The organism is Nocardia sp. PLKS1-43, from assembly GCF_059510335.1.
The window spans coordinates 614,871-628,400 of record NZ_JCAJZQ010000002.1; the positions used below are offsets into that span (position 1 = coordinate 614,871).

Sequence of the window (13,530 nt, forward strand, 5' to 3'; positions counted from 1 at the left end):
CCCGACGACACCATGACCGCGATCACCGTCGCGGTCCAGCACGGCCACGCGGGAGATCCCGACGCCGCTCGTGCGGAACTCCTCGGCCTCTGGGACAGGCTCGGCCCGCTGGGCGACCCCCTGCACCGCTGCACCCTCGCGCACTACCTGGCCGATCTGTACGACGACGCCGCGCAGGCGCTGATCTGGGACGTGCGCGCCCTCGACGCGGCCGGAGCGCTCACCGACGAGCGAACCAGGCGGCACCACCCGACGCTGCGCGTGCGCGGCTTCTACCCCTCCCTGCATCTGAACCTCGCCGACAACCTCCGCCGCCTCGGTTCCTTCGACGCCGCGGACCAGCACCTCGAGGCGGCCCGCGCATATTTCGACGCGCTCGGCGCGGACCCCTACGGTGACGGCATCCGCTCGGCCGCCGACGAGGTCGCCGCGGCGGTGCGCGCCCGTTCGACCCAGCGCCGGGACAGCGCGCCCAACGGGCGGTCGTGAATTCCGCCGCACGGCCCGATCGCCACTCATTTGCTCAAAAGTGTTGTACGCCAGTACTTTATGACCATTAGTTGAATCCGGCGTCAACTTTGATACGGTAGCGAGTACCGCGACCGCGGTGCAGACACTCGGCAGGCGAGGTGGGCGCGAGAAGTGAGTACACGGACTCCGGTACCGGACTGGGCGGCCCTGGGCAGCAGACAGATCGCGGTGAACGGGATCGAACTGCGAGTCGTCGAACACGGCGAGGGTCCGCTGGTGGTCTTCTGTCACGGTTTCCCCGAACTCGGATTCTCCTGGCGACACCAGGTCTTCGCCTTCGCCGAAGCCGGATTCCGCACCCTGACCCCGGATATGCGTGGTTACGGCGGCAGCTCGCGGCCGGACCGGATCGAGGACTACGCGATGGCGGCCCTCTGCGGCGACCTGGTCGGCCTGCTCGACGCGGTCGGCGCGCAGGACGCGATCTTCATCGGTCACGATTGGGGCGCGTCGGTCGTCTGGCAGACCGCGCTGCGGCATCCGGATCGGGTGCGTGCGGTGGCCGGCCTGAGCGTTCCGGTCGCGCCCCGGCCCAAGGCGCCGCCGATCTCGATCTTCCGCTCCCGGCTGGGCGAGGACTTCTACATGTGCTGGTTCCAGGAGCCGGGCGTCGCGGATGCGGCCCTGGCCGCCGACGTGCGGCGCACCCTGCTGCGCGACCAGGTGATCAGCGCCGGGGACCTGACCGGCGACAGCGCGAACCCGCAACCGCCGCAATGGCTTTCCGAGTCCGAACTGCGGTACTACATCGACGCGTTCAGCACGACCGGGTTCACCGGCGGGCTCAACTACTACCGCAACCTCGACCGCGACTGGGAACTGTCCGCCGATCTGGCCGGGGCGAAGATCACCGCGCCCGCCTACTTCATCGCGGGCGCGGACGACGCGGTGCTGCGTTTCACCCCGCTCGCCAAGATGGACGCCGTACTGACCGATCTGCGCGGCACCCTGCTGCTCGACGGCGCGGGCCACTGGATCCAGCAGGAACGGCCCGACGAGGTCAGCGCCGCGCTGATCGACTTCGCCCGTGGTGTGGCCCGGAGCTGATCCGGCCGCCGAACTACAGTTGCATTCACTCCGATGCCGCAGCGGTGCGGCACGCATCGATGGGAGACCCGATGGACCTGTTCACCGGTTCCGAACGCGCTCAGCGGTATATCGCGGACCTCACGGCCTTCATGGACGAGCGGATCTACCCGGCCGAGGCCGTCTATCAGGAGCAGATGCGCGCCGCCGGTGACCCGCACCATCACCCGCAGATCCTCGAGGATCTCAAGGCCGAGGCGCGCGAGCGCGGCCTGTGGAATCTGTTCCACCCGCATCCGGAATGGGGTCCGGGCCTGACCAATCTCGAGTACGCGCCGCTGGCCGAGATCATGGGCCGCAGCCCCGCGCTGGCCCCCGAGGCGTGCAACTGCGCGGCCCCGGACACCGGGAATATGGAAGTGTTCACGCTGTTCGGCACCGAGGAGCACAAGCAGCGCTGGCTCGAACCGCTGCTGGCCGGAACCATCCGCTCCGCGTTCGCGATGACCGAACCGGGCGTGGCGAGTTCGGATGCGACCAATATCGAGATGAGCATGCGCCGCGACGGCGACGACTACCTGCTCGACGGCCGAAAGTGGTTCGCCTCCAACGCTTTGCACGCCAACTGCAAGGTGCTGATCGTGATGGGCAAGACCGATCCCGAGGCCCCGCCGCACCGGCAGCAGTCCATGCTGGTCGTCCCGATCGACGCGCCGGGCGTACAGGTGGTCCGGAATCTGCCGGTGTTCGGCTACTCCGATCGCGAGGGCCACGCCGAGATCGTCTTCGACAACGTGCGCGTGCCGGGCAGCGACGTACTCGCCGGTCCCGGTGAGGGTTTCGCGATCAGCCAGGCCCGGCTCGGGCCCGGCCGCATCCACCACTGCATGCGCGCGATCGGCATGGCCGAGCGCGCCCTGGAACTGATGTGCCGCCGCGCGGAATCGCGCACCACCTTCGGCGCGAAACTCAGTGAGCGCGCCAATATCCAGGACTGGATCGCCGAGGCGCGCATCGAGATCGAGCAGACCCGCCTGCTCACCCTCAAGGCGGCCTGGATGATGGATACCGTCGGCAACAAGCAGGCGCGAGTGGAGATCGCCGCGATCAAGGTGGCCGCGCCGAATATGGCGTTGAAGATCGTCGACCGGGCGATTCAGCTGCACGGCGCGGGCGGGGTGACCGAGGATTTCCCCCTCGCGAGCTTCTGGGCGCACCTGCGCACGCTGCGTCTGGCCGACGGACCCGACGAGGTGCACAAGCGCAGTATCGCGCGGGCCGAGCTGGGTAAGTACCGACGGCGTGGCGACGCGAAGGCGTGAGACTCCTCGCCGCGGCCGCGCATCCGGGCCGCGGCCCGCTCACTCCCGGTCGAGCTGCAGGGCGTTGACCCAGAGCGCGGTCAGCGTCCGCACCAGCTTCTCGAAGGCGATCCGCTGGTCCAGCACGAAGACCAGATAGGCCATCCGGCTCACCATCCCCGACAGCGCGTGCGCGGTGATGGTCGGATCCAGGTCGGCGGCCGCCCGGCCGGACTTCTGCAGGGCGCGGATCATGCGGGCGTTGCGCTGGACGAAGGCGCGGCTGCGTTCGATGCGCATCCGCCGGAAGTTCTCGTCGACCTGGGCGACCTGTTCGAAGACCGCCATCAGGCGGGCATTTCGCTTGTAGGACAACAGGTATTCGCGGTTCGCCGCCTCGATCAGGGCGCACGGATCGGTGATGCCGCTGCGCTCGCGCACGTGCGGATGCAGCATCTCTTCCTGCACCTGCTCGACGACGGCGGCGAAGATCTCGTCCTTACCGTCGAAGTAGGTGTAGAACGAGCCCGAGGCCACACCGGCGGCCGCGGAGATGTCGGAGATCTTCGCCTCGAGGTAGCCGTCGCGTTCGAACACCTGCCGCGCGGCCGCGATCAGCGCCGCCCGGGTCCGCACACCTCGCTGGGTACGGGGCGCGGGGCGACCGGACTCTCCCTCGCCCGCAACGGATTCCGATACCACCCCGATCACCTGCTCCCGGCTCGCCGACACCCCGCTCCCGGTCGCCACGGTATCACCGCGGCCCTCGAATCCGACGTCGGCTTCGGAAAGCAGAACGGTGGGCACATTTGCGTGTGATATACCGACATTCGCATACCGCACGCCGAGCCGGAAGGACCGCATGGACAAGCTCACGGACCTGCTCGAGTTCGAGACGATGCTGCTCGGCCGCTACAGCCTGACCTCGCAGCGCGGTGCGGGACGGCTGGACCGCAGTGCGTACACCCTGCTGTACCGGCTGCGGATGGAGGGTGCGATGTCCATCGGCCAGTTGAGCGAGGCGCTGGGGCTGGACGCCTCGACGGTGAACCGGCAGACCGCGGCCATGCGCCGCGCGGGGCTGGTGGACCGGATTCCGGATCCGGACGGCGGTATGGCTCGCAAATTCCAGGTCAGCGAGCAGGGGGCCGCTCAGCTCGAGGCCGATCGAGCCGCGGCGGTCGGCCATCTGGACGCCATCCTCGCGGACTGGTCCAGGGCGGACCTGGCCGCGCTGGTCGGCTATCTCGAACGCCTGAACACCGATATCGAGCGTTATCACGGGCGTCCCTGGCCACGTCCGTGAGCGGATCTAATCCGGGGCGTCCGCGGTAGTCGCACGGGCCGGAATGTGCCGGGCGAACACCGCCCACAGCGCGATCCCGGCGATCGTGGCGCCCATACCGATCTCGCAGACCCGAAGCCAGCCGCCCGATTCGTAGGCCGTGCCGGCGGTGACCGATCCGACGACGCCGCCGAGGAAGTACATCACCATGTAGGCCGTGGTCAGGCGGCTGCGAGCGGCCGGATCCAGTGCGTAGATCGCGCTCTGATTGGACAGTTGGATGCCCTGGATGCCGAAGTCGAAGACCAGCAAGGCCGCGATCAGCGCGATGATCGAATGCCCGCCCCAGGCCAGCAGCGCCCAGCTGGCCAGCAGCACGACCCACACCAGCGTGGTCACCACGCGCAGATGTCCGCGATCGGACAACCGGCCCACCACCGGTGCACCCAGCGCCCCGGCCACACCGGCGATGCCGAACAACCCGATCACGACCTCCGAATAGTGATACGGGCTCCCGTGTCCCCCGGCGAGCAGGAATGCCAGTGCGGTCCACACACCCGAAAAGCAGCCCATCGCAACGAAACCCAGCACCATGCGATGCCGCAGCATCGGATGCAGACGGATCAGCGACAGGATCGAGACGAGCACCTCGCGATAACGTTCGCCGGCAGCGGCCCGGCCGGTGGCGGGAGTGAGCAAGTAGACGCTCACCGACATCACCAGCTGGATCGCCGCCGCCGCGATCAGTACCGTGCGCCAGCCGCCCAGTTGCGCGATCGCGCCGGAGAGCACCCGCGAGGACAGGATGCCCAGCAGCAGCCCGCTCATCACCGTGCCGACGACCTGACCGCGACGCCCCGGTTCGGCCAGTGACGAAGACCACGGCACCACGACCTGCGCGGCGGAGGCGGTGATCCCGGTGACGAACACGGCCACCAGCAGAATCGGGAAGTTCGGCGCGGCCGCCGAAACGACCAGCGCCAGCACCGACGCGGCCAGCAGGCCCGGCACCATCCGGCGGCGTTCGAGGAAATCACCCAGCGGGACCAGCAGCGCCAGCCCGCACAGATAGCCCACCTGAGCGCCGCTGACCAGCAGCGCCGCGGTGGCGGTCGAGATGCGCAGATCACCCGCTACCTGGTGCAGCAGCGGCTGAAGATAGTAGAGGCAGCCCGCGGACGATCCCGCGGTCACCGCGAACACGAGCACGAGCAGACGGGTGAGCCGGGCCTGCTGCGGCGCGGCGACGGTCGAAACACTCACTCCATCCATGGTCCGGTACCGAGTCGATCAACGGAAGCGATGGATTTCGATAGCCCCATCAACGAGGCAGATGGCAAGTCTAGGCTCGCAGGATGGAGTTGCGTCAGATCGAATGCTTCCTGGCCTGCCGGGAGGCCGGCTCGTTCACCGCGGCGGCGCGTTCGCTCAATCTGGTGCAGTCGGCGGTGTCGACGAGCGTGGCGAAACTGGAACGCGAACTCGGTGCGCGGCTGTTCGATCGCACCCCGCGCGGATTGGAACTCACCGAGGCCGGACGTGCCATCTCCGGACCGGCGACATCGATGGTGCGTGCTCGGCGGGAGGTCACCGACGCGATCGCCGCGGCCCGGGGCGAGGTGCGCGGCGAGGTGGTGATCGGCAATCTGATGAATATCCGTTCCCTGGACCTGGCCGCCGTCCTGGCCGATATGCACCGCCGATATCCGGCGCTGACCTTGCAGATGCGCCAGAGCATCGCGGGCGTGCGCGGCAATATCGCCGGACTGCTCGAGGGCAGTCTCGATATCGCGCTGCTGGCCGGTTCCGCCGACGAGATACCCGGGCTGTGCCTGTATCCGATTCTCGAGGAGACCTTGGTGCTGTGTGTGCGCGCCGACCATCCGCTGGCCGGGCGGCCGTTCCCGCCCGGCGCGCTGGCGGGCACGAGGTTCATCGACTATCCGCCGGGCTGGGGCATCCGGAGTATCGCCGATGAACGATTCCCGTTGCGCCGCACGGTTATCGAGGTCGCCGATCAGGAATTCGCGCTGGAGCTGACCGCTCAGGACTTCGGGGTCACGCTGGTGCCGCGCTCGGTCGCCGAACGGTGGACCGGCCTCGTGCGCATCGAGCCGGCGGACGGGCCGATCCCCTGGAAGCTGGCCGTGGCGCACGATACGCAGCGCACACCGTCATATGCGGCGCACACCGTCATCGAGACGCTGCGCGATCTGGCGTGAGACGCGCATCCGGTCGGCAAGACCGCCCTGCTCCGCCCTGGATCGCCGGCAGTCGCCCGCACCTGTTGGTCCCCGCTGTCACCCCGCCGCCGGGACCGCGGGGATCCGACGGGGATCGGCGAGGACATCGATCTCGACGATCCGGCCGCCCGCGACGACGAATGCCAGGAGAGATGCCGATCGCCCGTCGACGGTGACGAGCACCCCGGCCGCACCGTTCACCAGGACCGGGTGCAGCACCGCGCGGGGGTGCGCGAATCGCACCGCCTGAGCAGCGGCGTCATCGGAACTATCCGTCTCCCAGAGCTTTCCGGTCCCGAGATCACCGCGCAGGACGACGTCCGGGGCGAGCACTCGCACCAGCGCGGCGATATCGCCGCGGCGAGCGGCGGCGAAGAAGGCGTCCACCACACGACGCTGATCAGCCGGACCGCCCTCGGGCTCGGGCGCCGCGCGGACTCGCCGTCGCGCCCGGCTGGCCAGTTGGCGCGCCGCCTCGGGCGAGCGGTCCAGGATCGCCGCGATCTCGCCGAACGGCACGGCGAAACTGTCGTGCCGGACGAAGGCGACCCGTTCGGCGGGATCGAGCCGATCCAACCCGACCTGCAGCGCCATGCCGATCGAATCCGCAAGCAGCGCTTGGGTTTCCGGTGTGCTGTGCCCGTCGGCGGTGACGATCGGATCGGGCAGCGCATCATCGGCCTCGCGCACCGATCCCAGCATCCGATAGGCCATCGCCCGCAACCGGGCCCGGCTCTGCTCGAGTTCGCGCGTGAGCGAATCGGTCATCTGTCACATACTCCGGACGTCATCCGCCATAGCCGTGAGAGGTATGGCCGTATCGACCCTGCCTTCGCCCGGCACGCGCATTCGCTCGACCGTCTACTGGACCGCCACCGTGCTCATCGCCGCCGAACTCGGCGTGGGCGGCGTCTGGGATGTGGCGCGCATCCCACGTATTTCCTGGTGCTGCTGGGCGTTTGGAAGATTCTGGGGGCGCTCGCGCTGCTGGTTCCGGGACGCCCGCTGCCGAAGGAGTGGGCGTACGCGGGCGCGTTCTTCGTCTGCACCAGGGCCATCGCGTCTCATCTGACCGAGCGATACGCGCTCGGCGAGGTCGCGGTGCTGACGGTGATGACCGCGCTGACGGTCCTCTCGTGGGCGCTGCGCCCACCGGGCCGACGACCGGGACCGCCCGTTCGCTGAGGGCGTGAGAAGTTCCCCGGTCCGGTCCGTCGCGTCAGGATATCCTTACAGCATGGCGAAGGCAGACGTACCGGACGAGGGCGGGGCCGCGTGGCGGCGGCTCACCTCCCGTCGCGGCGGACCACGAACAGGTGACGAGGCGCTCACCGCACTGGCCGATATCGGCGCGGTGCGCAGACTGTTGGATCAATGGGAACTGGGCGCGGTGCGCATCGCTCGCCGCCGGGACAAGTCGTGGGCCGAGATCGCGACCTATCTGGGTGTGACCAGGCAGTCGGCCTGGGAGCGCTGGCGCGATCTGGACTCCGAACCCGAGCGCGGCACCTCCAGCGGCCGCACCGAGAGCATCGAATCCGCCGATCCGGCACCGGAATCGGTCGAGGTCACCGAGTGGGAACGGGATCTGCTCGACGCCGGTACCCGGCGGCGGCGTGCGAATGTCGAGGTCCCCTCGGTCGTCGGACTCGAATGGGCCGCCGCGTTGCACGCGCTCACCGCGAAGGGCTTGGTCGCCGCGAACGCCGATCCTGATGCGCCGCTGCCGGATGCGGCCGAATCGGGCTGGTTCGTCACCGACCAGAGCCCGGAGTCCGGCGCGCGAGTGTCGGCCGGTTCGGCGGTGCGACTGTGGTTGCGGCGCAACGGCGGTGCCGGTGTGCGGGAACCGCGTCAGCCGTCTCCGCCGCCGTTGCGATCGATCCCGGAACTACCCGAGCCGACCGGCCGGGCCGCGAGCTGACCGACCCCGGCGGCCGGCGCCGAAACCGGCCGCCACGCTCGTGATTCCGCGTCGTCGGCACCGGTTGGCAGCAAGCTGGCATCGCCATCTCGAGGTCCACACAGGCAGCGCGCCGATCAATGAAGTATGGACTCGATATTGCCGCGCTCGGCGCGACGTGGATGGCTGTGGGTCGTCATCGGCGCTGTCGCCGTCGTGGCGATCGTCGTGGGCGTCATCGCGACGCCGCTGGCTCGGGCAGCGGCGCACAATTCGGTTGCCGCACAGCGCGGTAGCGCAGCCACCGCATCGGCGGTCGCCGCGCCCGTGCCGAGCCTGCCGATCCCGCAGCTGCCGAGCGGTTCCGCCGGAACCGCGCCCAGCGCGCCGCAGGTGTCCCCGGAGGCGTTCGGCCAGAAGATGCAAGCCGCGATCCAGGCCGCGTCTCCCGGCACCCGGGTCGGCATCGATGTCGTGGACACCGCTACCGGGGCGACGGTCGCCGACCTCGACAGTGGTCAGCAGTTCTACACCGCGTCCGTGGTCAAGTTGCTGATCGCCCTGGACGAGCTGAATTCGCAAGGCTGGCAAGCCGATTCGGCGACCGCTGCGCAACTCGAGCAGATGCTCTCGGCCAGCGACGACGATATCGCCGATACACTCTGGGACGCCGACGGAGGCGATGCCATCGTCACCCGCATGGCCGGTCTGATCGGCCTCACCGGCACCAGCGCACCGGGCGATTCCAGCCAGTGGGGCGAAACACTTACCACCGCACAGGATGTGGTGACCGTGTACCGGTATCTCAACACGGTCCCGCAGGCCGCCCGCGATGTCATCATGACCGGTCTGCAGGGCGCCGAGCGGACCGCCGCCGACGGCACCGACCAGTACTTCGGCATTCCGGACGGCCTCACCGGCGCGGACTGGGCGATAAAGCAGGGCTGGATGTCGCTGGCGGACTCCACGACTCTCGACACCACCGGCCTGGTCGGCGCGGGAGCGGGGCAACCGCTGCGCTACGTCGTCGTCGTGCTGAGTTCCCAGCCGGCGAACATCAGCTGGAGCGCGGGTGGCGCCGCGCTCACCGCGGGCGTGCGAGTGCTGCAGGGGACAGTGGACTGAAGCGCGTGACCGCCTGGCGGCTCCCGCGACTACCGGCGCAGCGTACGAACCCATTCCCGGCTGGTCACCAGGCAGCGGTCGCGGACCGCGGCGAACAGTTCGACACTGCGCACACCGGGCCAATCCGGCGGCAGCATCGACGGCGGCAGACCCGGATCGATGTACGGGATGATTCGCCATTCATCCAGCAGCGGAACGAATTCCGCGAATGTCTCGCGCGGCGTCCGGCCGCGGGCAGTGGCCGAGTCCGCGTGGCGGCCGAGGAATTCGCGATGACGTGCCGCGATCGCGTCCAGATCCCACCAGCGGGCCGCGGCCTCCGCCGGCGAGTCCGGAACCTGTGCCGAGGTGGCCAGGAAAGTCGTCACGTAGCCCGAGAGCCCCAGTGCGGCAACGATATCGGTGACCTCGGCGGTGAGGTGCTCCGGCGCGATCCACAGTCCAGGGGAGACGGTCCCGCAGCCGATCCAGCCGAGCCGGCGACGCAGCTGATGCCGTGCGGCGCGCAGCGTCTCGGGGATGGTGAACGAGATCAGCCGCCACGGGTCGGCATCGGTCATCTGCCGGAATCCGAAGATACGGCGATCGCCTCGCGCGTACATCGCCTCGGCCTGCGCGGTCAGGCCGTATCCGGCGCGGCCGTCGCGGACCTCGGAGACCAGTACGCCCCGCCGTTTGAGCCGGTTCACCGCGATCCGGGTTGCATCGGCGGGAACGCCCAATTCGCCCATCAGCTCGACGAGTTCGGCGATGGCGGTCCAGCCGCCCAGCTCGCCCCGGTACGCGCCGAGAACGGTGCGGATCAGCGAGGTGGCGCTGCCCGGACGGGAGTCGAAGTCGTCCAGGACCGCGTGGTCAGGCGAGGAGTTCGTCACGGATCGCCAGTATGCCCGCGGCCACCTCGCCGAAGCCGGTACTCAACGGGCTCAGCCCGATTCGCAGTCCGCGCGGCGGCCGGAAGTCGGGAATCACGCCGCGGCGCCACAGGTTCGCGGTGATATCGGCGAACCGCGGATGGTCGATGATGACGTGACCGCCGCGCCGCGCCGGATCCAGCGGTGAACCGATCTCGACCCCGAGCGGAATCAGCTGCTCGCGCACCAGCTCCAACGCGTATTCGGTCAGCGCGACGGACTTCTCGCGCACGGCGGCCATGCCCACCGCACCGATGAGCGCGAGCGTGTCCTGGATCGCCAGCATGCCCAGAATCGGCGGCGTGCCGCTGATCACCCGCCGAATTCCCGGTGCCGGTCGATATCCCTGCGCCATCGCGAACGGCTGCTCGCGCCCCATCCAGCCCCACACCGGTTGCCGGAACCGGTCCTGATGTTCGCTCCGGACGTAAGCGAAGGCCGGCGATCCCGGGCCGCCGTTGAGATATTTGTAGGTACATCCGACGGCGAGATCCACTGCCCAGGAATCGAGTTCGAGCGGTACCGAGCCGACCGAGTGACACAGGTCCAACAGCAGCAGCGCACCCGCGTCGTGCGTCACCTGTGCCATTTCGCTCGCGTCCAGCAGATATCCGGAGCGATAGGCGACGTGTCCGAGGACAACGAGCGCCGTACGTTCGCCGACCACCGCGGCCAGCTCCGCTACCCCCACCCCGCCGCGCGGATCCGGTTCTATCCAGCGCAGAGTCAGATCATGTTCCTGGGCAATGGATTCCATGATGTATCGATCGGTCGGGAAATTGTCCCGGTCCACGACGATCTCGGTCCGCCCGGGCCGCAGCGCGATCGCGCCGCGGGCGAGTTTGTACAGCAGCACGGTCGTGGAATCGCCGATGGTGGTCTGCCCCGGAGCTGCGCCCAGCACGGTGTCGGCGAGCATGTCCCCGATCGTGATCGGCAGCTCGAACCACTGTTCGTCCCAGCCGCGAATCAGCCGCCCGCCCCAGGCGTCGGTGACGAACGAGCTGATCCGCTCGGCGCTCGCCCGCAACGGGCGGCCCAGTGAATTTCCGTCCAGGTACGCGACCACCCCCGGATCGTCCGAACCGATGAACAGATCGCGGCAGGCGCGCAACGGATCTCGCGCATCCAGCTCGGCGGCGCGGGCGAGCAGTGCTGTGGTCATCGACTTCCGATCTCCGTGCGGACCGCGAACAGTTCGGGAAAGAAGCTCAGCTCCAACGCTTTCCGCAAGAATCCCACACCGCTCGATCCGCCGGTGCCGGGTTTGGTCCCGATGGTGCGCAGAACCGTGCGCATATGACGGAAACGCCAGAGCTGGAAATTCTCCTCGAGGTCGACGAACTCCTCGAACGCCTCGTAGGCCGCCCAGTGCTCGCGATGATGTTCGTAGACGAAGCCGATCAGCGGTATCAACTCCGGATTCATCGTGTAGGGCGCGCGCAGCGCACGGGTCAGCGCGGACTCGGGCACCGCGTAGCCGAGCCGGGACAGACAGCGCCAGAACGCGTCGTACAGACTCGGCTCACCGAGCAGCCCGCGCAACAGCGCGTGAGCCGCGGGGTCGGCCTCGAAGACCTCCAGCATGTCCGCGTTCTTCGCGCCCAGCACGAATTCGACCGCGCGGTACTGATAGGACTGGAATCCCGAGGCATTGCCCAGGAAGCCGCGGAACTGGGCGTATTCGGTGGGTGTGAGCGTCGCGAGGACCGACCACTGCTCGGTCAGCGTCCGCTGGATGTGCTTGACCCGCGCCACGCATTTGAGTGCCGCACCCAGATCGTCCTCGTCCAGAGCCGCACGCGCGGCGAGGATTTCGTGCAGGACCAGTTTCAGCCACAGTTCGCTGGTCTGATGCTGGATGATGAACAGCAGCTCGTCGTGGTGTTCGGGCCTGCTCACCGGCTTCTGCGCGCTGAGCAGCGTGTCCAGATCCAGATATTCGCCATAACTCGGGCGCGAGCGGAAATCCCGGACGACGCCCGGCTCGATGGCTCTGCTGCCGGACCGTGCACCCATGCTGACCTCACCGATGTCGACTACCATCTGATATTACACAAATATGACGGCCGCCGCATATACGTAACCAGGAGTCGCTCGTGCACCCCTCCGCCCCGCCTGTCGACATCGTCTTCGCCCCCGGCACCGTGGCGGACCGCCGCACCGTCGCCGAAACGGCCGACCGGGCACTCAGCACCCGCGGATTGACCGGTGACGTCGTCTTCGCCAGGGACGCAGCACATTTCGCCGACGCGGTGACCGCCGCGGCGCGCCGCGGCGAATTCATCGTGATCCCCGGCGACGGAGTCGGGTTCACCGCGCCACCGGCCGGAGTGGTTCGCGTCGACCTCGGACGCGCGCCCGCCGACCGGTCCCCCGCGGTTCGCGCACACATCCGCGAACGCGGTCTCGACGGCCTGCGCTTCGCGATCGACAGCTGGTACCACCACCGCCTGCACCCGGCCGACCGCGTGCGCTACGGCGACCACCACGAACAGCACGCCGACCTGCGCGTCCCCGACGGGCCCGGCCCGCATCCCGCCGTCGCACTGTTCCACGGCGGCTATTGGCGGTCCCGCTGGGCCGCGGATCTCATGGACGCCCTCGCGATCGACCTGACCGCGCGGGGATATCTCACCTGGAACGCCGAATACCGCCGTCCCGACGAACACGGCTGGGCGGCGACGACACACGACGTCGCCGCCGCCGTGCGGGCACTCGCCGAGGTCGACGGAGCCGATCCCGCGCGCATCGTCCTGGCCGGACATTCGGCCGGGGCGCAGCTGGCGCTGCGGGCCGCGGCCGACGCGGTCGCCGGGCACGCCGCCGTCCGCCCGATCCTCGCGGTCAGCCTGGCCGGCGTGCTGAATCTGCGCCTGGCCGACGACCGCGGACTCAGCGAGGGCGCGACCGCCGCCGCCCTGGGCGGCCACCGGTCCGAATGCCCGGACGTCTATCGATGGTCCTCCCCCATCGACCGGCTGCCGCTCGGGCTGGCACAGCTGGTCGTCAGCGCGGTGCACGACGACCCGAACCTGTTGGAGATGAGTCGCGAATACCATTCCACGGCACAGGCATTCGGCGATCCCGTGACGTATCTCGAAGGTCCGGGCAACCACTTCGCCGTGATCGATCCCGCGGACGACCTCTGGCTGCGCACGGCAGCCGAGATCGCGCGAGCGGTACATCATGACAGATAAAC

General features: G+C 68.9%; 15 protein-coding genes. 9 read left to right on the forward strand and 6 right to left on the reverse strand.

Going from position 1 to position 13,530, the window contains the following annotated elements; all coding sequences use genetic code 11:
• The first annotated feature begins 12 nt into the window (after positions 1–12).
• The 3 genes from AC5WS7_RS10655 (at position 13) to AC5WS7_RS10665 (ending at position 2,879) form a co-directional block, all read left to right on the forward strand.
• Positions 13–489: a hypothetical protein gene (locus AC5WS7_RS10655; RefSeq protein ID WP_495954526.1), complete on the forward strand. Its 477-nt coding sequence runs from the start codon at positions 13–15 to the stop codon at positions 487–489.
• Between the two features lie 153 nt (positions 490–642).
• Positions 643–1,578: an alpha/beta fold hydrolase gene (locus AC5WS7_RS10660; RefSeq protein ID WP_495954254.1), complete on the forward strand. Its 936-nt coding sequence runs from the start codon at positions 643–645 to the stop codon at positions 1,576–1,578.
• Between the two features lie 71 nt (positions 1,579–1,649).
• Positions 1,650–2,879: an acyl-CoA dehydrogenase family protein gene (locus tag AC5WS7_RS10665; protein ID WP_495954255.1), complete on the forward strand. Its 1,230-nt coding sequence runs from the start codon at positions 1,650–1,652 to the stop codon at positions 2,877–2,879.
• A 39-nt stretch (positions 2,880–2,918) separates the two neighbouring features.
• Here the strand turns inward: AC5WS7_RS10665 and AC5WS7_RS10670 are convergent, their stop codons facing one another.
• Positions 2,919–3,665 (reverse strand): TetR/AcrR family transcriptional regulator, encoded by a 747-nt coding sequence (locus AC5WS7_RS10670; protein ID WP_495954256.1) that lies wholly within the window; start codon positions 3,663–3,665, stop codon positions 2,919–2,921.
• A gap of 55 nt (positions 3,666–3,720) precedes the next feature.
• Between AC5WS7_RS10670 and AC5WS7_RS10675 the strand changes: the two genes are divergently transcribed.
• Positions 3,721–4,164 carry a MarR family winged helix-turn-helix transcriptional regulator gene (locus tag AC5WS7_RS10675; protein WP_495954257.1) on the forward strand — a complete coding sequence of 148 codons (444 nt, stop codon included), beginning with the start codon at positions 3,721–3,723 and terminating at the stop codon, positions 4,162–4,164.
• A 6-nt stretch (positions 4,165–4,170) separates the two neighbouring features.
• Here AC5WS7_RS10675 and AC5WS7_RS10680 read toward each other — a convergent pair whose 3' ends face one another.
• Complete coding sequence (locus tag AC5WS7_RS10680) at positions 4,171–5,415, reverse strand: MFS transporter (RefSeq protein ID WP_495954258.1); 1,245 nt, start codon at positions 5,413–5,415, stop codon at positions 4,171–4,173.
• Positions 5,416–5,498: 83 nt separating this feature from the next.
• Here AC5WS7_RS10680 and AC5WS7_RS10685 point away from each other — a divergent pair, with 83 nt between their 5' ends.
• Positions 5,499–6,365 carry a LysR family transcriptional regulator gene (locus AC5WS7_RS10685; RefSeq protein WP_495954259.1) on the forward strand — a complete coding sequence of 289 codons (867 nt, stop codon included), beginning with the start codon at positions 5,499–5,501 and terminating at the stop codon, positions 6,363–6,365.
• Between the two features lie 78 nt (positions 6,366–6,443).
• Here AC5WS7_RS10685 and AC5WS7_RS10690 read toward each other — a convergent pair whose 3' ends face one another.
• Complete coding sequence (locus tag AC5WS7_RS10690) at positions 6,444–7,154, reverse strand: sigma factor-like helix-turn-helix DNA-binding protein (RefSeq protein WP_495954260.1); 711 nt, start codon at positions 7,152–7,154, stop codon at positions 6,444–6,446.
• Between the two features lie 177 nt (positions 7,155–7,331).
• Between AC5WS7_RS10690 and AC5WS7_RS10695 the strand changes: the two genes are divergently transcribed.
• The 3 genes from AC5WS7_RS10695 to AC5WS7_RS10705 all read left to right on the forward strand — a co-directional run bounded on the left by AC5WS7_RS10695 (position 7,332) and on the right by AC5WS7_RS10705 (position 9,414).
• Positions 7,332–7,571, forward strand: a complete 240-nt coding sequence (locus tag AC5WS7_RS10695; RefSeq protein WP_495954261.1) for a DoxX family protein — start codon at positions 7,332–7,334, stop codon at positions 7,569–7,571.
• A 52-nt stretch (positions 7,572–7,623) separates the two neighbouring features.
• Positions 7,624–8,310, forward strand: a complete 687-nt coding sequence (locus AC5WS7_RS10700) for a PASTA domain-containing protein (RefSeq protein ID WP_495954262.1) — start codon at positions 7,624–7,626, stop codon at positions 8,308–8,310.
• Between the two features lie 126 nt (positions 8,311–8,436).
• The gene (locus AC5WS7_RS10705) at positions 8,437–9,414 is read left to right on the forward strand and encodes a serine hydrolase (protein WP_495954263.1); all 978 of its coding nucleotides are present in this window, start codon (positions 8,437–8,439) and stop codon (positions 9,412–9,414) included.
• A 29-nt stretch (positions 9,415–9,443) separates the two neighbouring features.
• Here AC5WS7_RS10705 and AC5WS7_RS10710 read toward each other — a convergent pair whose 3' ends face one another.
• The 3 genes from AC5WS7_RS10710 to AC5WS7_RS10720 are packed head-to-tail and all read right to left on the reverse strand — an operon-like array spanning position 9,444 to position 12,347.
• Positions 9,444–10,289, reverse strand: a complete 846-nt coding sequence (locus AC5WS7_RS10710; protein ID WP_495954264.1) for a PaaX family transcriptional regulator — start codon at positions 10,287–10,289, stop codon at positions 9,444–9,446.
• Positions 10,270–11,493 carry a kynureninase gene (locus tag AC5WS7_RS10715; RefSeq protein ID WP_495954265.1) on the reverse strand — a complete coding sequence of 408 codons (1,224 nt, stop codon included), beginning with the start codon at positions 11,491–11,493 and terminating at the stop codon, positions 10,270–10,272. The genes AC5WS7_RS10710 and AC5WS7_RS10715 overlap by 20 nt, the downstream gene beginning before the upstream one ends.
• Positions 11,490–12,347, reverse strand: coding sequence for a tryptophan 2,3-dioxygenase (locus AC5WS7_RS10720; protein ID WP_495954527.1), 858 nt, complete (start codon positions 12,345–12,347; stop codon positions 11,490–11,492). The genes AC5WS7_RS10715 and AC5WS7_RS10720 overlap by 4 nt, the downstream gene beginning before the upstream one ends.
• A gap of 80 nt (positions 12,348–12,427) precedes the next feature.
• Between AC5WS7_RS10720 and AC5WS7_RS10725 the strand changes: the two genes are divergently transcribed.
• Positions 12,428–13,528: an alpha/beta hydrolase gene (locus tag AC5WS7_RS10725; protein ID WP_495954266.1), complete on the forward strand. Its 1,101-nt coding sequence runs from the start codon at positions 12,428–12,430 to the stop codon at positions 13,526–13,528.
• Positions 13,529–13,530 lie beyond the last annotated feature (2 nt).